We start from the raw sequence: 23032 nt of genomic DNA on the forward strand, positions 1-23032 counted from the left end.
AAAATCAGGTGTTGCTATACCAAAGGGTAACATCCCCGTTATATGTGATCTACAAAAACATAATCCTATGAAATACAATAATTTTCGAAAAGCAATCTCTTCTTTAACGACTCAGAAATCAGATTCAACATTGCCTGTAGTGGCGCTTCTGACCGGACTCGCAGTAGGTGCTGTTATTGGTGTGCTGTTTGCGCCTGAAAGAGGAACTGATATCAGGACCAGGATTTCGGATAAGGCAAAAGGCCTCTCCGATACGGCGAAAGATAAATTGCAAACGGTAAAAAATAAACTCCGGACAAATGGCCAGGAATTATCTGACCTGAAAGAAGAAGTGGTTGATAAAGTAAAGTCTAAAGCGAAAGCAGCAGAAGACCTGAAAGACGAAGTGCTGGATGAGGCTAAGTCCAAAGCTAAAGACCTTGCGGCTGATGTGAAATCAGCAGCCAATGAAGTGAAAAACAGCTAATACCAATTATAAAAAATACCGTTTGGATTAGACACATCAAAAAGATAGGCATCAAATCCAAACGGTATTTTAATTCTGCATGCAGTTTATCGTCAATTCTCCCTACGAAGCCAGTCCATGGATTAATGCCTGCGCTAATCTTTCACCTGATCTGCCAGCTTTTGGTGGTTAAAAAACAACCTCGTGATCGGGATCAGCAACAATCCGCATAATGCAAAAATGATAAAAGAAACCCTCAGATTAAAAGCATGTGCGAGGTAACCGATCAATGGCGGGCCCAATAGCATCCCTGTAATAGAATAGGTAGCAATAATAGAGATCGCCATTCCCGGAGAATACTTTTTTGAGGCTCCTGCCAGTGCGTAAGACATAGGAATGATGGAAGCAGTACCAAAACCTACCAATGAAAAACCAGCCATGGCCGTCCAGAAGGTGGGGAAAATAATGGCGAGGCTAATTCCGGAGATGATAAATGCTGCGCTCATGATATAGGTTTTCGGCATCCCAAATCTGCCAATAATAAAGTCTGACAGAAACCTGGAAGCCGCCATAAAAGTCATAAAGACCAGGTAGCCATACGTAAAGATTTCTACTTTGATAATTTCCTGAAAATAGATTCCACTCCAGTCGAACATCCCTCCTTCGCAAATTGCACATAGAAAAACGACAATTCCAAGATAAAAAATATAGGGATCAGGTTTACTCAGAATCAGCTTGTTTCCTGTTTTTGAACGATCACCGCCAAGTAAAAACTGATAAGAATACACCGTTACCAATAGCATAATGGCCGCTACAATAGCAAAATGAAGATGAATAGATACATTTAAGCTTAACAATAAGGTAGAGAGCAAAATCCCCGCGATTCCGCCAATACTCCAATATCCATGAAAAGAACCAATGATCTTCTTTTCAAATTGCTTCTGCAGGGTTAATGCCTGCGTGTTTACGGAAATGTTAAATATCCGCGTGGTAAAAGCAAACAGGACGACGGCCACAACAAGGCTATAGACATTTTGTGCAAAGCCAATTAATGCCAGAGAAAAAGCATTCAACGCATATCCGCCAGCCAATGGCACTCTACTGTTAAACCTGGAAATCAACCATCCTGAAATGGGAAGGCCCAGCAACGACCCCACCGGCAGTGCCAGTAAGATACTCCCCAGCTCCGCCTCATTAAAGTCGAACGTCGTCTTTATCGTCGGAATTCTCGATGCCCAGGTAGCAAAGCTAAAACCTGAAATAAAAAAGAACAGACTTAAAAAGAAACGATGTTTTTGCTTGGAAATCATTGGGGTTATTTTTATCCTGCAAATTTAGCAATTCATTTCGGTCCCTCCCTTCAATCAGCCATAGAATATAGATTTCATTCGTTAAACACCGATCACGATGTAATCGTTTGGAGATAAATCGCTCCAGAATCCTAAAATCAAAATATATCTAAACAGAGAATCAATAACCTAATAAACTGGCTATCAGTTCAATTTACTCAAAAAATGGTTATTTATACCCGGAAACTGGCATTCTTACCTGAATAATATGCTTATGTATTAAAAAAGTAAAATTATTTTTATATTGCAATATTATTAACTAACCTTATTTTTATGAAAAAAATCTTACTAAGCTTGTTTGTTTTCATGCTAATCGCAGGAACTACGGTTGCACAAAACCGGACAATCACAGGTACAGTTACAGACCAATCAGATGGCAGACCACTGCCAGGAGTCAGCGTACGCGCTAAAGGAGCGGTGGGCGGATCTCAAACCAGTTCAGATGGAAAATACTCCTTAAGTGTTCCTCAGGGAGCCACTTCATTAGAGTTTTCTTACATAGGATACACCACTCAATCAAAGCCCATTTCTACTGGAAATGTAATTAATGTAGTACTTCAGGCCAATGCGACAGAACTCGGAGAAGTCATCGTTATTGCCTACGGTACGGCTACCAAGGAGTCTTTTACCGGTTCCGTGGGTGTAGTAAAAGCAGCAGACCTTAAAGACAGACCGGTAACGTCTGTAGATAAAGCCCTTCAGGGTACAGTTCCGGGACTAGTTGTTAAAAGTTCATCAGGACAGCCAGGATCTGTATCCCAAATCAGGCTGAGAGGGGTTGGTTCGATCAACTCTTCTGCTGAACCTTTATATGTTATTGATGGTGTTCCGATTACTGTTGGTGGTGACATTAGTATGTTAAGTGCTTCCAGCAATCAATCAACAAACATTTTATCGACCTTAAACTCGGAAGACATAGAGTCTATCTCGGTATTAAAAGATGCTGCTTCGGCAGCCCTATACGGCTCGAAAGCTGCAAACGGGGTACTTATCATCACTACAAAAAAAGGAAAAGCAGGTAAAACAAAAATCCAGGCAGGTGCTACCTTTGGTTATTCTGATCTTGCTGTAAAACAGCATGAATTATTAAATGCCTCGGAATATTTTGGTATTTACTGGGATGCCAATTACAAAAAAAATATTGATGCCGGACAGGCTCCTGCCCTGGCTACTACAAATGCCAATAAACAAACCATTAGTATCCTTGGCGCCAATCCCTACAATACACCAACTCCCTATTCAGCACAAGGTACTTTAAGCAACGGTGCTGCACTTCTTTATGATACCGACTGGAGAAAGGCAGTATTACGTACTGGTAAAAACAAAGATTACAATGTAAGCGCAAGCGGAGGATCAGAAACTACTAAATTCTACATATCCGGAGGATATTTTGATCAGGAAGGTATTGCTTTAGCTTCTTCATTCAAACGTTATTCTGCTAAACTGAATGTAGAAAATAAAGCTACTGATTTCCTAACCTTAGGAATGTATAGTACGCTTTCTTATACTGATCAGCAAGCACCTTCCGGAGGCACTAACGGGTCAAGCTTACTAGGCTTCACCAATAACGTATCAAATGTTTATTCTCTATATGCAAGAAATGCCGATGGATCAATTAAATATGATGTAAAAGGAGAGCCGGTTTATGCTTTCGATAACAAAATATTTAAAGATTATAACCCGGTTTTTTTAAGTAAAAATGATAAATTTTCTACCCAAACAGCCAGAGTCCTGACATCTGCATTTGCAGAAATCTCTTTCCTGAAGGATTTTAAATTCAAATCAATCTTTACGGTAGATTACGTTACCAACCGAGAGCTTTTATTTTACAACATGGAGCACGGCGACGGTGTTGCTGTTGGAGGAAGGGCATCCCGTTTCTCTGCCAGAAACCTTGGATTAAACATTACCAATACCCTGACTTACAATAAAAAAATCGGAGAACATGCATTTGATGTCCTTTTAGGTCAGGAAGCATCAAAAACGAATTATGACTTAATGAATGCTGCAGGAACAGGCTTTCCTTTTCCAGGAGTTTATGAGTTAAGATCTTCTTCTAAAGCAGCCACAGCTGATTCTTACCAAACAGACATCGCGCGCCCAGGTTATTTCTCCAGGGTTAACTATGCTTATAACAACAAATATTTTCTATCTGCCAGTGTTAGAAGAGATGCATCATCAGTTTTTGGAACAGAGTCCAAATGGGGTACTTTCTGGTCAGTTGGCGGTGCATGGAGATTGAAGCAGGAATCCTTCTTACAGGATGTAACCTGGTTGACTGAGTTAAAGTTAAGAGCTAACTATGGAACAGGTGGTAATGACAGGTTCATTTCTACAAATAATGAACTGTCTAATTATGCTGCTCTGGATTTATTTGAACTTGGATTCAACTATAATGGCCAGGGTGGAACTTCATACAGTCAGCTTGGAAATCCATTCCTGAGATGGGAGAAAAATGCCAATACCGATTTCGCCTTGGAGTTTCGCTTATTCAATCGCTTAAATGGAGAAGTTGTTTACTATAAAAGAGCTTCAGATGGACTTTTATTCGCCCAGCCATTATCCATGGTAACCGGATTTAAATCTGTCAATACCAATCTTGCCTCGATGAACAATCGTGGTATAGAGGTGAACCTTAACGCCGATGCGATCACCAGTGAGGATTTCAGCTGGAATGTTGGTTTAAACTTCGCAAGAAACACCAATAAAATCACCAAATTAAGTCAGCCTACAGTGATCAGCGGATCAAAAAGATTCAAAGTCGGAGGAGACCTTTACCGCTATTTCATTCAGGAGTATGCAGGTGTTGATCCTGCAACCGGAAGCGCACAGTGGTATAAAGATCAAACTGACGCAAATGGAGTAACCACCAAAGTGAAGACAAGTGTCTACACTGAAGCGACCAATTATGAACAAGGATCGGCTTTTCCAAAACTAACCGGAGGATTCAACAACAGATTTACCTATAAAGGTTTTGACCTTGGATTTATGGTTTATTTCAGCATTGGAGGAAAAATTATGGACAACAATTACCAAGCCTTATCAAGGGATGGTGCAAGCCCTGGAAGTCAGTTATCCAGAGATGCACTAAATGCCTGGAAAAATGTCGGAGACATCACCAATACACCAAAATTTGTCATATCCAACACCTCAAACAGTGCACAACGATCAACCCGCTATTTATTTGATGCTACTTATGCAAGGTTAAAAACAGTTTCTCTTGGCTACTCATTACCTAAAAACCTGGTGAGTAAGACTGGAATACTTCAAAATGCAAGAGTATATATTATGGGAGAAAACGTTTTGACCTGGGCAAAACACAAAGGAGTTGATCCAGAGTTTGATTTTGACGGAGTTGCCGGAAACGAAATTCCAAATGTAAAAACATTCTCTTTTGGTCTTAATATTGGATTTTAGTCTTACAAAAATGAAAAACAGATATATAACAATTTACATGTTCGGATTGCTGTTTGCTTCCGCTACATTATTTAACGGGTGTAAGAAAAGTGACCTGAGCCCTGCTCCAACCACAGCTATTGATGCAAATGATGCATTCACCAGTCCTGGAAAAGTTGATGCCGCGATGGTAGGTTTATACAACCTGTTTTCTTCCGGCAGATACATGAATGCCATGCTTTTACAGGCAGATGTTAAAGGAGAAGACATCTATATCAGACAATCAGGTAACTACAACAGATTTGATCAGGCTTATCGTTTCCTCGAAATCCCGACCAACACCCAGCAATTGTTCTGGGAAGCAGGCTATCAGCTGATCGCAAACTGTAATCTTGCCATTTCAAAGATTCCTGTGGCACCGCTAACCGATTCAGATAAAAAGAAATATCTTGCAGAAGCAAGGGCAATGAGAGCGGCTACTTATTTTAACCTGGTGAGATGCTATGGAAAACCATACTCATTGGACCCAGCTGCACTTGGCGTTCCCAAGTCAGATGTCCCCCTAAATCCAACTTCAGAATTACTTGCCAGAGCTACAGTTAAAGAGATTTATGACTTTATCCTTGAAGATCTGAATTATGCGGCAGAAAACCTGCCTGCTTCCCTTAATAAAATATCAAGACTTACTTTACCAGCAGTTCAAGGTCTTTTATCCAGGGTATATTTAAGCATGGGTAACAAATGGGCAGAAGCCAGTAACTTCGCTAAACTGGCAAGAACAGGTCACCCTCTAGATGAAAAATCCAACTTACTGAATGGTTTCTATAAAGCCTCTGGAGAATGGATCTGGGACCTGGAGTATACAGCAGATAACAATCCGGGATTTGTTGGTGCAGCTTCATTTCATGAGCCTTATGACGTTGGATACAGTACTTTCAGAGCTGATATTGATTTTCATGCGCTATTTGGTGCTAATGACATTCGTAAACAACAGTTTTTAATCTCCGATGCAGGCTATGGAGATCCCCTGCTTCGTGATTATGAGGTCGAAGATGCCGGCGGTTTCCTAATGAATAAGTTTTATTTTAAAGATGGATTTGATGGTTCTGTAGTATTAATGCGTTCTGCTGAAATGTTTTTAAATGAAGCGGAAGCAGAAGCGGAACTAGGAAACTGGGGGCCTGCTCAAACCGCTTTATTTGAAGTGCAAAAACGCGCCGTTACGGGAGCAGTTCAGTCGGTAAATACCGGTGATGCATTAAAAACTGAAATCCAGATAGAAAGAAGAAAAGAATTGTATGGTGAAGGCTTCAGAATCTTTGACATCCTTAGAAGAAAAGAGACTTTAAAAAGAACCAGTAGTTCTCATTGGTTTAAAGTAACTATGGCTCCTGGTGATAACAAATTCTTAATGCCTATTCCACAGGATGAAATTGATGCCAATTCAAAAATCGTACAAAATCCAAGATAAGGATTTAATAAGCGGCTAAATGTCGCAATCATCAATACACTTAACCGGCAATTTTCAAATTGAAAATTGCCGGTTTTTTGTTTTATAAAAACAGATTTTGTTCCCCCCTTTCTCTCTGAACATTTAAAGTCAGGGCCCCTACATCTCTAAATAACATCCCCGTTTATCTCATTTTCATTACAAACCTGATTATTAACTAGAATTATTCTAAATAACTTGCGTAACCAGTGTAAAATCTACACTTTTGCAGCTGGGATTAGAATCAGTCTAAATTGAAATCACTTTACAAACACCTACCAATCATAGCATTATGCATGCTAAGCCTGCATAGCTATGCGCAAAAAACATCGATAAACATACATGGTTCGGTTAGAGATGAACAGAACAAACCTTTGGATTTTGTAACCGTTAAGCTAAAGGAAGCGGATCGGGTTACCTATACCGACCAGGAGGGAAAATTTAATTTCAACCTCAACCCCGGCGATTTAAAAACACTCACTCTTACCATAGCAATGGTAGGAAAAGCAGGTAAAGACACTTCAATTGTGCTCGCCAATTTCCCAAGGGAGCTTAATATTGTTCTCAAAAACTTAACGCTAAAACTAGAAGAAGTTCAGATCAGCGAAGAAAGAAAAATCCTTTCTTCCAATTCTTCCATCCTATTCGGAAGACAGGCTATAGAACAGATCCAGGCCTTTAGTCTGGCAGACATCCTCAACAACCTGCCTGGTAAAACAATTACCCCTCCCAATCTTCAGAATCCACTGAATATCACTTTAAGGGGACAAGCTTCGGGCCTGCATAACCTGAACAACGCAATGGGTGTCGCCATTATCCTGGATGACATCCAGCAATCGAATAACGCCAACATGCAAAACCTAAATGTTGGAAAATATGGAATGCTGGGTTCAGGAATTAGCAGCAAAAATTACGGCGGCTTTGATGTCTCTTTTTCCGGCATAGACATCCGTGAAATTCCGGCCGATAATATTGAAAGTATTGAAGTCATATCCGGGATTGCCCCCGCAAAATACGGAGACTTAACTGATGGGGCAGTAATCATCAACCGTAAAGCAGGGAGAACAAACTTTCAGCTAACCTCCAGAATCAATGCTTCCACGACGAACTTTTCCTTATCAAAAGGTTTTCAGTTACCTGGAAAATCTGGTGCCTTAAACCTATCTCTTAACTACTTACTCAGCGAACAGGATCCCAGTGATCCCTTAAAATCTTATAAAAGAGTCAGTACCGGTTTAATGTGGAGTACAAGGTTGTCAAAAATGATCAAAAATACACTTTCAATTGATTACAATACCCGCCTTGATAATGTTAAAAAAGACCCTGATTTAGGACAGGAATACATGACTTACGCGAAAACAAGGAATTTGTCGATATCTAACAGAACCTCCATCCAAATTAATGGAGCCATCGTCAAATCTTTAGACTTCAGTGCTGGTTACAGTTCTGCCTTTCAGGAAAGCTATGATCAGGAATATCTAAATCGTGGGCCAAGGCCAATGGCAGACAAAGACACCATCGGCCTATATGAAGGATACTTTATTCCCGGAAATTATGTTGCTGTGGATCATGTGAAAGGTAACCCTAAAAACCTCAATGGCAATATCAGCTTAAATAATGAATTTACAACCGGCAACCTCATTCACCGGGTAAGTTTGGGAGCGAATGTTTATTATTCGGCAAACAACGGTGAAGGCATCATTATAGACCCCCGAACTCCCCGCTGGGCAAACCAATCCTACCAAAACGAAAGACCATATGACTATGAGTCCCTTCCTTCTGTATTCAATTATAGCCTTTATTTACAGGACGGCTTTAAGTTCGACTTTCTAAAGAGACAAATGAATGTAAATGCAGGACTCCGTTACGACATACAAAACAATATTGGAACCCTGCAACCAAGGCTAAACCTGAACTATGAGCTTGCCAAAAACTTCGGCATCAATGCGGCATTCGGCCTCTCTACTAAATCACCAGGTCTTTCCATCAGATACCCTGCCCCGGTTTATTTCGATCTTCCGGTACACACCTCTTTTACAGGATTCGATATTGAAAGTCTGTTCCTCGTTTATACGGATAAGATCGTTCCGGATAACAGCAAAGTAAAACCTGCCAGATCCAGTCAGCTTGAATTTGGATTAACCTATAAAGACAGCTTTATCAACAGCTCCCTTATCTCTTATTACAAACAAAACAAAGATGGTTTTAGCAACAGGAACAATTACAGAACCTATACAACCGACGAATACACCTACGTTTACAACCAGGGACAGCGTCCCGGCTACTTCCCAAATGGGAAGCAAAAAGACTGGATTGCCAATTATTACAGTTCTGCCAACGACCTCAGCAGCAACAATTTTGGAATTGAATGGATCATCAGCACTAAAAAGATCGCCGCAATCCAAACCAGTTTCAACCTCAGTAATTCTTTCGGCTATTCGAGTTCCAAATTAAACTCAGAATACATCCTAAAACCAGATCAGCAATATACAACGGACAGTTACAAAGGTTGGTTTGGCGTCTATAAAGGAAAAGAAACGGACGACTATACGGTCACCAGCAAACTGTCAACAACCACACACATTCCAAAATTAGGTTTCGTGGTAAACCTGCGGGCAGATATTTTCTGGCAGAAATACGAGAGAATATTGAACGATACCTACCTTCCGATCGCCTGGCTGGACAAAAACATGGTAAGGCACGAAATTCCGGTCTTCGACCCAAACAATACAGACTATAACCATCTGGCACTAAGCTCTAAAGCAAACGCCGCAGTAAAACAGCCGTTCGTTTATGCCAATCTAAGTATGTCTGTCGCCAAAGAAATAGGCAAGTACATCAGAATGTCCTTAAGTGCCAATAATGTGCTCAATATAAGAAACAGATATTACAACCCAAATACAAATAAGGTGGTCAACTATACTTACCCGGTAAGCATAGGCGCAGAACTTTCTATTAAATTTTAAAATCAATAAAATGAACAAAAAACGACTACTATCTACACTTTTCTTATCCATAGCGATGCTCACGGCATGCAAGAAAGACAATCCTGAAGCAGAAGCAATTTCTGTATCCTTCCAGGTAAAGTTTGATGAGCAAGCTGCCGCATTAGGATTATCTCCTGCAAATACGGAGGTAACGATTACCAATCAAACCAATGGTCTTTCCAATAAAGCAAAAACCGATGCGAGTGGAAATGTTAAATTCGAAAGTATTACTCCCGGTAACTATACTGTCGTATCCAGTTTAACCATCAGCGCCGCAGATTATAGCACCGCATCAGGCTCCCTTACCCAGGAAGATGTGGTATTTAATGCCAACCTGAACCAGTTCCTCAATAAAACTACAGGCAGCTTAGAGCTGATCCTAAAGACCGGCCGGCTTGGCGACTGGTTGTTAAAACAAATTTATTACGGCGGCTCGCACACCTTAAACGGTGCAGTGTTCAGGGATCAGTTTCTGGAAATCTATAACAACTCGAACGCGGTAATGTATGCAGACAGCCTGTACATCGGACTGGTAGTTGGCGTTCAGAACACCAATTCCGACGTCAGCAGATCCTGGTTTTTACCTTCAGGCCAATTCAACTGGACAGATGCTTTAAATATGAATAACGCGAAAGCCAATACAGATTATGTATACCTGACCACTGCATTAAGAATCCCGGGAAATGGAAAACAATATCCTGTACAACCCGGAGCCAGTTTCATTGTTGCACAAAATGCCATAAACCATAAGGTCCCTTATACCGACAATACCGGAAAAGCAATTAGCGTAAAAAATCCGGAGCTAACAATAGATTTAAGCAAGGCTGATTTTGAAGCCTATTATGGCGACCTGCCCGGCATCAGCCGTCTTGCTTCTGACATTGACAACCCCTTGGTTCCGAATTTAGATGTAGTGTATCGCGTTTCAGACAGAGATTTAATATTGGACAATAATGGAAGAGAAGCGATTGTGTTGTTTAAAACAACCGCTAACCTCAACAGCTTTCCTAAATTCCCAACGCCGGACGTAAAAACGATCACCAACACCACCTCACAATACATTCAGATGCCAACATCAATCCTGACCGATGGGGTAGAGATTGCTTATACTTTAGAAACCAAACGCGTTCCACACAGACTTCCGGCAACCATCGACGCAGGTTTCACTTTTACCATCGGCGGACCATACTCCTCTCAATCTGTAATCAGAAAAACGAGTAAAACTGTAAACGGCAGAAGAATCCTTAAAGATTCAAACAACTCTTCATTGGATTTTGAATCACTAACCATGGCCGACCCAAGCAAAACGGCTTTTAAATAATAATGAAAGTACAATTACTAGTTATACTATCCTTACTGTCGGCCGACTTATTTTCTCAGGAGAATAAGTCGGCGGATAGTGTGTTTTTCTATGATCAGCGCCAGCGACACCTGGAATTCAGCAAGCAAAACGCAACCCTCCTGCTAAAAAACACGGAAAATCAAATTGGAAAAGTTTCATTGATCTACGACTATGCCTCTGGAAACCTGAGAAATTCACAGATGCCTTTAAGTAGTTCCAACATTCAGTTCAGCTCGGACGGGATCAGAAAACTAGGCAGGTTAAAATTGTATGGAGATTTCACCTATTCCAGAATCAAAGACCATGGATTGGGGAACTCATTAAGAGGAGAAGAGATCGATGATCAGCCTTTCTATTACCTTGCTGAAAAAGAAAGCGATGTCCAGCGACAAAAGTACCATGCCAAAGGAATCATCAGCTACGAACTAATCAGGGATAAAATCTACCTTTCCTCCGGGTTCAACTATGTCTATTACCTTGCAGACCGATCGATTGATCCAAGAATGTCACTGAAATGGTTCGATTTTATCGTCAAACCTGAATTGACCTGGGTAAACAAACATTTCCATCTCGGACTAAGCGGACTATGGGGTTATGGAACAGAAAATACGACCATCAAATATAAAAACAAAGACTATTCCAACGGGAGCGCTTACCCTGACCGCATTACTTATCTCAACTACGGATATGGCTACACGAGGAAGGCATTCGATAATTTTTCACGCAGAAAACAGTATAAAGGATTCGGGATGCATCTGGCAACAACACTTGATTCCTGGAATACTTTGCTAAACCTGGACTATAAAGTATCTGAGGATGCCAATGGAAAATCTTTAGATGCGTCCCTAAAAGACGAAATTTTTAGTACTTACCAAAGCGATCAGCTGGAAGGACAGCTCTTGCTAACCAAACAAAAAGGTCATCGGATTCAACAAATTGAAGCAGCTTACAGTACCCTCATTGGTGAAGATTATTTCAATGCCCTTGCGGCGAAGAATTATACCGCCAAAAACCGAATGACCTATTTGTCCTATTCCAATTTGAAAACCAAAGGAAATCATTCCTTTGAATGGGGAGTCCATACCCGTTATTTATCTGCTTACAAAAAAGATGCGATCACCAGCCATTTATTCGAATACAGCTATGTACAACCAGGATTAAAAGCCGGATACTATCAGGCGAATCCCGGAAAATACAGGTTCTCTGCAATAGTTTCCCCATCTCTGGTCCTTCCTTTACAAACAACTTCCAATGTTGCAACCACTCAGGTAACGGAATTTACAACCACTGTCACTTATCCTGACTACGCCTTCCGGAAAATCACTTCAGGAAGGGTTGACCTTAAACTGCAATATGTAAGTCAAACATTCAGTAAGGATTTCAGAACCGGAGTCACCTTAAATGCTGGTATTAGCAAGGCACTGGACAAACCGAACATCGAATATCCCAGCAAATTTTTACCCGGAGATCAGCGTTTTTTTATGAATCTTTCCTTAAACCTTTATTTTTAGCTCATGAAGAAGGTCTTTTTTATCCTTAGCGGACTATTGTGTATTTTGTTATTTCTTTCCTTCAGGTCGTACGAATTTCTTCCTGATGATGAAATTCCAATAGACTCCCTGCGTAAGGTCTATTCTAAATCTCCGGATCAATGGCCAAAACCGAATGTAGATTCGGGAGTAAACTTTGTAGAACTGGGCGTACTCCCCCCTTCCCCGCTGGAAGGACAAAAAGGAAAACTGAAAGGCATCATTGCATTGGGGAAAACATTGTTCTTTGATCCACGCCTTTCCGGCTCCAATCAGATTTCCTGCTCCAGCTGTCACGCATCAGACTTAAACTGGACGGATGGCCGTGAGGTCGCGATTGGTCATGATCATGCCTCAGGGAAGCGGAATACGCCTACACTGGAAAATATATGGTCTTTCAAGAGGCTTTTCTGGGATGGCCGTTCGGAAGGACTGGAAGATCAGGCTGCAAATCCAATTACCAATCCAATAGAGATGCACCAGGATTTAAAAAAGCTACCCTCAAAATTGAAGCAGATTAAAGGTTATCAGCCCTTGTTTAGCGCCGCTTTTGGCGACAAAAAAGTAACGGAGGAGCGGATTCTTTCTGCCCTTGCCACTTATCAGAGAACAATCGTTAGCAGAAAATCAGATTTTGATTATTTTCTGGAAGGGAATAAAAAGCGAATGTCTGATCAGCAAATACTCGGCCTGCATTTGTTCCGCACAAAAGCACGTTGCGTCAATTGCCATAACGGACCTCTATTTACAGACGGTGAATTTCACAATGTAGGACTTACCTATTACGGTCGCAAGTATGAAGACCTTGGCTTGTACAATATCAGCAAAAAACCGGAGGATGTAGGAAAGTTCAGAACTCCTGGACTACGCAATGTGATGCGCACAGGCCCATGGTTTCACAATGGGCTGTTCGACAATATGGATGGCGTCATGAACATGTATAATGCAGGCATGCCACATCAAAAGCGCAGACCTGGGCAGGAAAATGATCCGTTGTATCCTAAAAATGATAAACTACTCCGTGGTTTGATGATGAGCAAAATGGAAAGAGATGCCGTTATTTCTTTTATGGAAGCCATTTCAGGAGCATCATGGAAAGAACGGTCACCGGAATTGCCCAAATAAGCGGCGCAATCCATAAATGATTTGCATAATTATAGCAGGAGATGTTATGTTTGTGGAAGGAAAAATAAAACCATCCGATGAAACACATATTTATCTGCCTGCTATTTTTTTGTTTAAAAGGATATGGACAGGAGCTTAAAGACTTCCGCCCACCTGCCGGTTTCAAACAAGTGGTGAAAGCAGAAGGAGATCTGGACAGGGATGGCATCAATGAATTCGTTTACATCTATAACACTACCCGCAAAAGCGGAGAAGATGGCTTCTACAGAGTCCTGTACATCTGTAAAAATCAAAACGGAAAGATCAAACTCTGGAAGGAGAATCACTCTGTGATCTGGGAATATCAACGCTATGGCCGCATCTTTGCAGAAGTTCCGGACCTGAACATGACCATCAAAAACAACACCCTGATCATCACTCAAACCTTCAATTCCAACTCGAGACACTCCCATAAATACAAAAACATCTTTCGCTATCAAAATGGAGACTTTTACCTGATCGGCTCCACTTACAATGATTTCGATACCTGCGACTGGGACTTTCAGTACGACATTAATTTCTCTACCAGAAAGGTAGATATCGCTTATACTTACGGAACCTGCGAGGACGACAAGACGCCGCCTGAAGACAAATACCTGAATTTCAGCTACCCATTTAAACAAATGCTAAAAATGGATGCCTTTACTCCCGGAAATACAGAAGTGAAAATCCCGGGAAATAAAAACTTCTTCTATTACTAAGCTGAATGCTAAATCGGTTCGGCATCTACACAGCAGTTTCCTTACCTAAACGAAAAGAAATAAGAAGCTTTGGGATCAAACTAAATCTATCCCTGGGAAGCCATAACAGCGAGCAGCATCGTCAGACCCAAGTCAAAAAAAAGCTAATTTAATTAATCAAAAGAATACTACCCCCAACAATTAGCACATTCATTTACTTAAAAAATCGCATCAGCTCACAAAAAAAAATCCTTCCGGAACCTCCCCTTTCCTATTCTAGAAAACACAGATAACTGTCCGTATTTAGGTCGGGATTGCCTCCTACTGAGTCCACAATTGGTCCACAGTGAGTCCAGACTGAGTCCACGTTTTTTCGAGAAAAGCTGGACTCAACATGTAGTTGCTATGGAGTAGTCCTGGATTCAGCCATAACTCAACTTGGACTACACCTTAATTATGATTAACTTCCACTTAAATTAATATAAACAACATGGCAACATTCAAAGGTAAATTTCTTATTGGTTCAATAGGAAACCTCACATTCAAAAAAAACAGAAAAGGTCAGGTCCTCCAGAGAAAACCTGGAAAGGGCAGCGTAAAGCAGACTACCGCTACAAAAAAGGCAGCACTTGTATTTGGCAAAGCGAGCCAATTCGCCTACTGTATCCGGAACGGATTTCGTCAGCTAACCGAAAGCAATTATGATGGTCAAATGATCAACCGTCTCAACAAAGAGAACTTCGCGATCCTCAAGCAATGCTATCAATCCGAGACAGAAAGTTACGAATTTAAATCAGATAGCTTCAAAAGGCTAAATCACTTTGATTTCAACAGTAGCTCTCCGTTAAAGGATAGCTTATGGGTCGTACCTTCCGTTCAGCTACAGCGTCAGGAGCTCCTGATTCGACTTCCCGAATTTGAAATTCCTGATGACTTCAAATTTCCAGCCTACAGCGACAGCTGTGACCTGAAACTACGCATCCATCTCCTTTCGATCAAAATGAGCGCACAGCAACACATCATTCTGGATACGCTGCAAATCTCCTATGACCAGAAAGTGGTCCCTGCCCGGGAATGGAAACTGGAAATCCCGGATGGCTGCATCTGCCTAACGGGCATGGCACTACATTACTACCGCAGTCAGGACAATCTGACGATTCAGATTAACCGTAAAGAATTTAATCCCGCTGTGATCTTAAATGCAACAGTCAGCAAAGGAGAGTTTAATTTACCGCTGAACCCCGACTGGCAGGATTCCGGACTTTCATTTCAACCGGAGATTAAAGAGGAAGATATCCTGGATGATCCTCCAAACCAGTAAATAAACCCAGCATAAGTTCATGATCGCTTCGTCATGAAGGAAAACCTGAAAATTTCCTGAAAAAGACCTCAAAGCCCAACGTTTCTTTTTTTCAAAAAAATAATCTAGTTTTACAAAAAACTTTAGGGGTGCCTTGCGCTGAGAAATACCCTTTGAACCTGATGCAGTTAGTACTGCCGAAGGGAAAAGTAGAAGCAACTTATGTTGCCGTCTTTTCATGCCTGTAAAAAGGTCATGCCTATAGTTTTTCCAATTTCTTAAAATATGGAAATAACTGTAAATCAAAAAAACTACCAGCTTAACGACACTTGTTCCGTAGAACAAATGCTAACAGAAGTCTTAAACATTCCTGTTCAGGGAATTGCTGTAGCCATCAACCAAACCATTATCCCAAAAACCGACTGGCCCGGACGGGAACTCCAATCCGGCGACCGCATCACGGTCATCAAAGCCACCCAGGGCGGATAAACTCATCGAAACATACCAATCCAACAAATAAATCTTCAGTAACCAAGAAATCATAAATTATGAAACACGAAAAGACGCCAGACGAACAAGTCATCAGCCGAACTCCTTTTCCGGCATCCAAAAAGATTTTTGTAAAAGGCCAGCTCCATGATATCCAGGTGGCAATGCGTGAAATAACATTGAGTGACACCAAAATCCACAATGGATTCGGCGCCACAGAACCCAACCCACCGGTAACGATTTACGATACCAGCGGCCCTTACACGGATCCGAATGCAGATATCGACGTGAAACGTGGCCTGCCAAAACTAAGGGCAAGCTGGATCACCGACAGGAAAGATGTGGAACAACTGGATCACATTTCTTCAGATTATGGTCAGGAGCGCCTGGCAGACCCCAAACTGAACGAACTCCGGTTCGCTTACGTCAACAAACCCTACAAAGCGACCCCGGGCAGCAATGTTTCTCAGATGCATTATGCTAAAAAAGGAATCATCACTGCCGAAATGGAATACATCGCCATCAGGGAAAATCAAAGAATTGATCTTTTGAATGAACAACTGGGCGCACAATATGGCGTAATGGCACATCAACATCAGGGACATAGCTTTGGTGCGAATACACCAAAAGGATACATCACTCCGGAATTTGTCAGAGCGGAAGTGGCATCGGGAAGGGCAGTCATCCCTTGCAACATCAACCACCCGGAACTGGAACCAATGATCATCGGGCGGAACTTCCTGGTAAAAATCAATGCCAACATCGGAAACTCTGCAGTCACCTCTTCGATCGAAGAAGAAGTAGAAAAAGCAGTATGGGCCTGCAGATGGGGCGCAGATACGATCATGGATTTATCGACAGGTAAGAATATTCATGAAACGAGAGAATGGATCATCCGTAACTCCCCTGTTCCGATTGGGACGGTTCCGATTTACCAGGCTTTGGAAAAAGTAAACGGCAAGGCCGAAGATTTAACATGGGAATTGTTCAGGGACACCCTGATCGAGCAGGCAGAGCAAGGAGTGGATTATTTCACCATCCATGCAGGTGTACGCCTTCGTTACATCCCTATGACCGCAAAAAGGGTAACGGGCATTGTATCCCGCGGCGGATCCATCATGGCAAAATGGTGCCTTGCACATCATAAAGAAAGTTTCCTGTATACTCATTTTGAAGAAATCTGTGAAATCATGAAAGCTTATGATGTGGCTTTCTCTCTTGGCGACGGCTTAAGACCGGGTTGTATCGCAGATGCAAATGACGAAGCACAGTTCGCAGAACTGGAAACCCTTGGTGAGCTGACCAAGATTGCCTGGAAACACGACATTCAAACGATCATCGAAGGTCCGGGACACGTGCCGATGCACCTGATCAAGGAAAATATGGAGAAGCAGCTGGAACATTGTTCTGAAGCGCCGTTTTATACCTTAGGCCCGCTAACTACGGATATCGCCCCTGGCTACGACCACATCACCTCTGCAATTGGCGCGGCGATGATCGGATGGTTCGGAACTGCGATGTTGTGCTATGTAACACCTAAGGAACACCTCGGACTGCCAAACAAGAAAGATGTGAAGGATGGCGTGATCACTTACAAGATCGCTGCGCATGCTGCCGATCTTGCCAAAGGACATCCGGGTGCACAGTACCGCGACAATGCTTTGAGCAAGGCGAGGTTTGAGTTCAGGTGGGAAGATCAGTTTAACCTTTCCCTGGATCCGGATACGGCAAAAGAGTTCCATGATGAAACCCTTCCTGCAGATGGTGCCAAGATCGCGCACTTCTGCTCGATGTGCGGACCGAACTTCTGTTCGATGAAAATCACACAGGATGTGAGGGACTATGCAGCCAAACAAGGAGTAGATGAAGCGGATGCTTTGAGCAAAGGCATGGCCGAGAAATCTAAAGAATTCACAGAGAAGGGTAGCGAAATTTATTTGTAATTGGAACTGATCGTCATTTCTAAACCCAGCTTTTTTGAAGGAGAAGCGAACCTCATTAACGAACTTTTTGAGTCGGGGATGGAGCGCTTTCACCTGCGGAAAGAGGGGGCAGAAAAACACGAATATGAACAACTGCTAGGCAACATTCATCCGCAATATCTGGAGCGTGTTGCCCTGCACCAGTTCCATGAACTTGCTGCTGATTTCGGAATCGGAAGACTGCATTTTCCGGAGGCACAAAGGAAGAGCGGCCAACACCTGCTCCTCCCGCCTTCAGAAGCGACTATCTTAAGCACTTCTATACATAAAACTGATCAGCTAGCTGATTTAGAAAATTTTAAATACACTTTTTACGGTCCGGTATTTCAGAGCATCTCCAAAAAAGACTACCCTTCGGTGGTTCCGAATGGCTTTAAGCTGAGGAATTCAACCAGAGTTAAAGTCATCGCCCTTGGCGGAATCACGACCGAAAAAATTGACCTGGTCAGACAGATGGGTTTTGATGGCGCCGCTATTTTGGGCAGCCTTTGGAACCAACCGGAACTGGCCGTAAATCATTTCAAAAAGAGCTTAGAAAAATGTCAGACCACAGACCCTATGTAATCAGCATTGCCGGCTTCGACCCCAGTGCCGGAGCAGGAGTCCTCTCCGACCTGAAGTGCTTTGAAGCACATCGGGTTTACGGATTTGGAATTTGCGCTGCCCTGACGGTTCAGACGGATTCGGATTTTTTAAAGAACGACTGGCTCAGTGCTACACAGATCATCGACCAGTTCGATCCGCTTTTGAAAAAATTCCCGGTTCCGGTAGCTAAAATCGGATTGATCCGGGATCTGGACACACTGGAAGAAGTCTGCATTCGTTTGAAGCAGCTCAACCCGGAGATTAAAATTGTCGTAGACCCGATTTTAAAGGCCAGTGCGGGATATAAATTCCATGAGTGGAATAGAGAGGCCGAAAAATTTAAAAACGTCTTAAAACAGCTCTATTTGATTACACCTAATTTTCAGGAAATGAAAAGTCTTGGCGAAGGTCAGGAGGTCCATTCTGTATGCGAAGAATGGTCGGAGCAGGTTGCCGTGCTTTTGAAGGGTGGCCACAATGCGGATGCACCGGGCACAGATTTTCTCTATACCGGAAAACAATGCCTGGAGCTGAAGCCGGCACAAACGGAGATCTTTCAGAAACATGGTTCGGGATGCGTCCTTTCTGCCGCCATCACCGCCCGGCTTGCCCTGGGAAATTCCCTCGCCGAAGCCTGCCTTCAGGCCAAGCAATACACCTATATTTTTCTTAACAGTAACACCAGCCTTTTGGGCTACCATTCCTCATGATAGACAGACTACATTATATCTCCCAATCCAGCTCAGAACTCAGCCATCTGGAGGCTATAGAACAGGTTCTGAACGCCGGCGGAAAATGGATCCAGCTTCGCGTAAAAGACCAGACAGAACCTGAGGTTTTAAACCTGGCTAAAGCCGCAAATGAACTCTGCAAAAAATTTGCAGCCCGCTTAGTTATCAACGATTTTCCGGACGTCTCAAAGGCCGTTTTTGCCCATGGATTACATTTAGGATTAAATGATATGAACATCATAAAGGCCAGATTAATAACAGGTAATAAAATTATGATAGGCGGAACTGCAAACACTTTTGCAGACATCCAAAAAAGAGTCGCAGAAGGGGCTGATTACATCGGTTTAGGCCCCTATCGTTTCACGGATACCAAGCAAAATTTAAGCCCGATTCTTGGACTGAAGGGTTATGCAGAAATCATGGAACAGGTCAAAAAGTCAGGTATTCATTTACCGATAATTGCCATCGGCGGAATCACTCCGGAAGACCTTCCTGAGCTCCTGAAAACAGGGCTCTACGGGGTTGCAGTTTCGGGCGCACTAACCGGCAAATCAGATGCCCGGGAACGGATAAAAAGCATGTATGCTGAACTCGAAAAACACCCGGTCTACCACACCCTAAATCCTTAAAGAAAATGTTAAAAATAGCAGACAAAATATTCAGCTCACGCCTGTTTACCGGCACCGGAAAGTTCAGTTCTCCGGAAGCTATGGAAGCAGCATTACTCGCCTCCGGCTCGGAACTGGTGACGGTTGCCCTGAAGCGTGTAGACCTAAACGATGCAGCGGATGACCTTTTAAAACACCTCAAACACTCCCACCTGAACCTTTTACCCAATACATCTGGTGTTAGAAATGCAAAAGAAGCGGTCTTTGCTGCCCAAATGGCCAGGGAGGCATTGGAAACCAACTGGATCAAACTGGAAATCCATCCTGACCCGAAATACCTGATGCCAGATCCCATAGAAACGCTTAAAGCAACGGAAGAACTGGCAAAGTTAGGCTTCATCATCCTGCCTTATATTCATGCAGACCCGGTTTTGTGTAAACGACTGGAAGACGCAGGAACGGCAGCAGTGATGCCGCTCGGCTCTCCTATAGGCAGCAACAAAGGACTGAAAACCATAGACTTCCTGGAGATCATCATCAGCCAAAGCAATGTCCCGGTGATCATTGATGCCGGAATCGGCTCGCCTTCTGATGCGGCAAAAGCGATGGAAATCGGCGCAGATGCGGTATTGGTAAACACTGCGATTGCGGTATCCGGAAACCCTACAAAAATGGCAGAGGCCTTCAAAATCGCTGTTGAGGCGGGCAGAATGGCTTACGAGGCGAGATTAGGTGCTATTTATTCACATGCTGTTGCCAGCAGCCCTTTAACTGCATTTCTTGACGATGAGCTTTAACGAAATTTTTGAAACCTATAGCTGGGAGGAGACCAGCAGGAGTATTTATGGCAAAACAGGCGCAGATGTAGAACAGGCGTTAATGGCGACAAAAAGGACTTTGGAGGACTTTAAATCGCTGATCTCCCCTGCGGCGGCTCCTTACCTGGAAAGAATGGCACAGCTGAGTCAGCAGCTCACCTTAAAACGGTTCGGGAACACCATTCAGATGTATGTGCCTTTATACCTCTCCAACGAATGCAACAACATCTGCACGTATTGCGGTTTCAGCTACGACAACAAAGTGAAACGCAAGACCTTATCTCCGATGGAAATCATGGCAGAAGTTGCGGTAATCAAAGAAATGGGCTATGACCATGTGCTCCTCGTGACGGGTGAGGCGAATCAAAGCGTCCATACCGACTATTTCAAAAAGGTGCTGGAGCTGATCAGGCCACATTTTGCGCACATCTCTATGGAGGTGCAGCCTCTTGACCTTGCCGATTATCAGGAACTGACCCCTTATGGTTTAAATACGGTATTGGTTTACCAGGAAACCTATCATGAGGAAGATTATAAGAAACACCATCCTAAGGGTAAAAAATCAAACTTTCAGTACCGTCTGGATACGCCGGACCGCCTCGGGCAGGCCGGCATCCACAAAATGGGACTCGGTGTACTGATCGGCCTGGAAGACTGGCGAACAGATTCGTTTTTTACGGCCCTGCACCTGAACTACCTGGAAAAGAAATACTGGCAAAGCAAGTACAGCATTTCCTTTCCCAGACTCCGGCCATTTAGCGGCGGACTGGAACCTAAAGTGGTGATGAACGACCGGGAACTGGTGCAACTCATCTGTGCGTACCGCCTGTTTAACGAAGAAATAGAATTGTCGATCTCGACGAGGGAATCCATCGCTTTCCGGAATAACATCATTAAGATGGGCATTACTTCGATCAGTGCAGGCTCAAAAACCAATCCTGGAGGTTATGCTGTAGAGCCGCAATCCCTGGAACAGTTTGAGATTTCAGACGAAAGAACCGCTCCGGAAATCGCAGCAATGATTCATCAGCAAGGATATGAAGCAGTATGGAAGGACTGGGACATGAACTTAACGAAGTAAAAACATGAACAATCAGGAACTTAAACGATACGATCGTCAGATTATATTGGAAGAAATGGGCATTGAGGGGCAGGAAAAGCTAAGAAAAGCCTCAATACTGGTCATTGGTGCCGGCGGACTCGGCTGCCCCCTCCTCTCCTACCTTACGGGAGCAGGAATAGGAAAAATTGGGGTGATTGATGGCGATGTAGTGGAGGAAAGTAACCTGCACAGACAGGTGCTTTACCAGTATAGTGACCTGGGAAAGAACAAGGCCCAGGCCGCCGCAACACAGCTAAACCTGCGCAATCCGCTGGTAGAAATACAGGCCTATCCCCATCATCTGAACGCCAAAAATGCCATAGAAATCATTTTGGGTTACGACATGGTGGTCGATGGATCTGATAACTTCCCTACGCGTTACCTGGTCAACGATTGCTGCGTTGCGCTGAAGAAAACCCTGGTTTTTGGTTCTATATTTCAGTTTGAGGGACAGGTCTCTGTATTTAATCATCAGGGAGGACCGGATTACCGCTCTTGTTATCCTGAAGCTCCGGCAGCAGACGAGGTGCCAAATTGTGGTGAAAGTGGTGTTCTTGGCCCTCTACCGGGTATGGTCGGAAGCATCATGGCCAACGAGGTCATAAAAATTGTTTGTGGGTTTGGCGTACCGCTCTCCGGAAAACTACTTATATTGAATGCTTTAAATTATGACATGCAGATTTTTAACATTCAACCGGAAAATCCGGAACAAGAAAATGCAAGCCCGGTAAAAACCAAGGCAGCTGCCTATCAGGAAATCGGCATCAGGGAACTGGAGGAATGGAAAGAAAAGGCAGAACCGTTCCTGCTGATCGACGTGCGGGAAGCTTACGAATTCGAAGAACACAACATCGGAGGAACAAACATTTCTCTTTATGATCTGAAGGATAAAATAGACAGCATCCCCTTCCATAGCAAGCTTGTTTTATGCTGTACTTCAGGAGCAAAAAGTAGAATGGCCGTCAAAATAATCAGCAAAAAAAGGGAAGAGGAATTATTTATAATCAGCTTATTATCTCAAAATACCTAAACTTTA

Annotated in this window: 18 protein-coding genes and 1 riboswitch; of the genes, 17 read left to right on the forward strand and 1 reads right to left on the reverse strand. The window is 42.9% G+C overall.

Annotated elements, in window-relative coordinates; translation table 11 throughout:
- Positions 1-67 precede the first annotated feature (67 nt).
- Positions 68-466 carry a YtxH domain-containing protein gene (locus BLQ87_RS20875; protein ID WP_074610597.1) on the forward strand — a complete coding sequence of 133 codons (399 nt, stop codon included), beginning with the start codon at positions 68-70 and terminating at the stop codon, positions 464-466.
- Between the two features lie 134 nt (positions 467-600).
- On the opposite strand, the gene BLQ87_RS20880 is transcribed toward BLQ87_RS20875, so the two are convergent.
- Positions 601-1755 carry an MFS transporter gene (locus BLQ87_RS20880; RefSeq protein ID WP_074610598.1) on the reverse strand — a complete coding sequence of 385 codons (1155 nt, stop codon included), beginning with the start codon at positions 1753-1755 and terminating at the stop codon, positions 601-603.
- A 312-nt stretch (positions 1756-2067) separates the two neighbouring features.
- Here BLQ87_RS20880 and BLQ87_RS20885 point away from each other — a divergent pair, with 312 nt between their 5' ends.
- The 16 genes from BLQ87_RS20885 (at position 2068) to BLQ87_RS20960 (ending at position 23026) form a co-directional block, all read left to right on the forward strand.
- Complete coding sequence (locus tag BLQ87_RS20885; RefSeq protein WP_083361979.1) at positions 2068-5211, forward strand: SusC/RagA family TonB-linked outer membrane protein; 3144 nt, start codon at positions 2068-2070, stop codon at positions 5209-5211.
- A 10-nt stretch (positions 5212-5221) separates the two neighbouring features.
- Complete coding sequence (locus BLQ87_RS20890; protein ID WP_074610600.1) at positions 5222-6661, forward strand: RagB/SusD family nutrient uptake outer membrane protein; 1440 nt, start codon at positions 5222-5224, stop codon at positions 6659-6661.
- Positions 6662-6975: 314 nt separating this feature from the next.
- Positions 6976-9645 carry a TonB-dependent receptor gene (locus BLQ87_RS20895; protein ID WP_074610602.1) on the forward strand — a complete coding sequence of 890 codons (2670 nt, stop codon included), beginning with the start codon at positions 6976-6978 and terminating at the stop codon, positions 9643-9645.
- 10 nt (positions 9646-9655) lie between these two features.
- Positions 9656-10987 (forward strand): DUF4876 domain-containing protein, encoded by a 1332-nt coding sequence (locus BLQ87_RS20900; RefSeq protein WP_083361980.1) that lies wholly within the window; start codon positions 9656-9658, stop codon positions 10985-10987.
- Positions 10988-10989: 2 nt separating this feature from the next.
- Entirely contained in the window at positions 10990-12519 is a 1530-nt protein-coding gene (locus BLQ87_RS20905; RefSeq protein ID WP_074610606.1) for a DUF6850 family outer membrane beta-barrel protein, read from the forward strand.
- A 3-nt stretch (positions 12520-12522) separates the two neighbouring features.
- Complete coding sequence (locus BLQ87_RS20910; RefSeq protein ID WP_074610607.1) at positions 12523-13662, forward strand: cytochrome-c peroxidase; 1140 nt, start codon at positions 12523-12525, stop codon at positions 13660-13662.
- Between the two features lie 77 nt (positions 13663-13739).
- The gene (locus tag BLQ87_RS20915; protein ID WP_074610609.1) at positions 13740-14402 is read left to right on the forward strand and encodes a hypothetical protein; all 663 of its coding nucleotides are present in this window, start codon (positions 13740-13742) and stop codon (positions 14400-14402) included.
- 469 nt (positions 14403-14871) lie between these two features.
- Positions 14872-15702 carry a hypothetical protein gene (locus tag BLQ87_RS20920; RefSeq protein ID WP_074610611.1) on the forward strand — a complete coding sequence of 277 codons (831 nt, stop codon included), beginning with the start codon at positions 14872-14874 and terminating at the stop codon, positions 15700-15702.
- 114 nt (positions 15703-15816) lie between these two features.
- Positions 15817-15904, forward strand: a riboswitch (TPP riboswitch).
- A 62-nt stretch (positions 15905-15966) separates the two neighbouring features.
- Complete coding sequence (gene thiS / locus BLQ87_RS20925; protein ID WP_074610613.1) at positions 15967-16170, forward strand: sulfur carrier protein ThiS; 204 nt, start codon at positions 15967-15969, stop codon at positions 16168-16170.
- 59 nt (positions 16171-16229) lie between these two features.
- Complete coding sequence (thiC, locus tag BLQ87_RS20930) at positions 16230-18113, forward strand: phosphomethylpyrimidine synthase ThiC (protein WP_074610615.1); 1884 nt, start codon at positions 16230-16232, stop codon at positions 18111-18113.
- Positions 18114-18716, forward strand: coding sequence for a thiamine phosphate synthase (locus BLQ87_RS20935; protein WP_074610617.1), 603 nt, complete (start codon positions 18114-18116; stop codon positions 18714-18716). It begins immediately after the preceding gene.
- The gene (locus BLQ87_RS20940; protein ID WP_074610619.1) at positions 18692-19447 is read left to right on the forward strand and encodes a hydroxymethylpyrimidine/phosphomethylpyrimidine kinase; all 756 of its coding nucleotides are present in this window, start codon (positions 18692-18694) and stop codon (positions 19445-19447) included. Before BLQ87_RS20935 ends, BLQ87_RS20940 begins: the two co-directional genes overlap by 25 nt.
- Positions 19444-20097, forward strand: a complete 654-nt coding sequence (locus BLQ87_RS20945; protein WP_074610621.1) for a thiamine phosphate synthase — start codon at positions 19444-19446, stop codon at positions 20095-20097. The genes BLQ87_RS20940 and BLQ87_RS20945 overlap by 4 nt, the downstream gene beginning before the upstream one ends.
- Positions 20098-20102: 5 nt before the next feature.
- Positions 20103-20873 carry a thiazole synthase gene (locus tag BLQ87_RS20950; protein WP_074610623.1) on the forward strand — a complete coding sequence of 257 codons (771 nt, stop codon included), beginning with the start codon at positions 20103-20105 and terminating at the stop codon, positions 20871-20873.
- Positions 20863-21975, forward strand: coding sequence for a 2-iminoacetate synthase ThiH (gene thiH / locus BLQ87_RS20955; protein WP_074610624.1), 1113 nt, complete (start codon positions 20863-20865; stop codon positions 21973-21975). Before BLQ87_RS20950 ends, thiH begins: the two co-directional genes overlap by 11 nt.
- A 4-nt stretch (positions 21976-21979) precedes the next feature.
- A complete protein-coding gene (locus BLQ87_RS20960) occupies positions 21980-23026 on the forward strand; it encodes a HesA/MoeB/ThiF family protein (RefSeq protein WP_074610626.1) in 1047 nt (348 codons plus the stop codon).
- Positions 23027-23032: the final 6 nt, after the last annotated feature.

The organism is Pedobacter steynii (assembly GCF_900103665.1).
In the GTDB taxonomy this organism is placed as follows: Bacteria; Bacteroidota; Bacteroidia; order Sphingobacteriales; family Sphingobacteriaceae; genus Pedobacter; species Pedobacter steynii.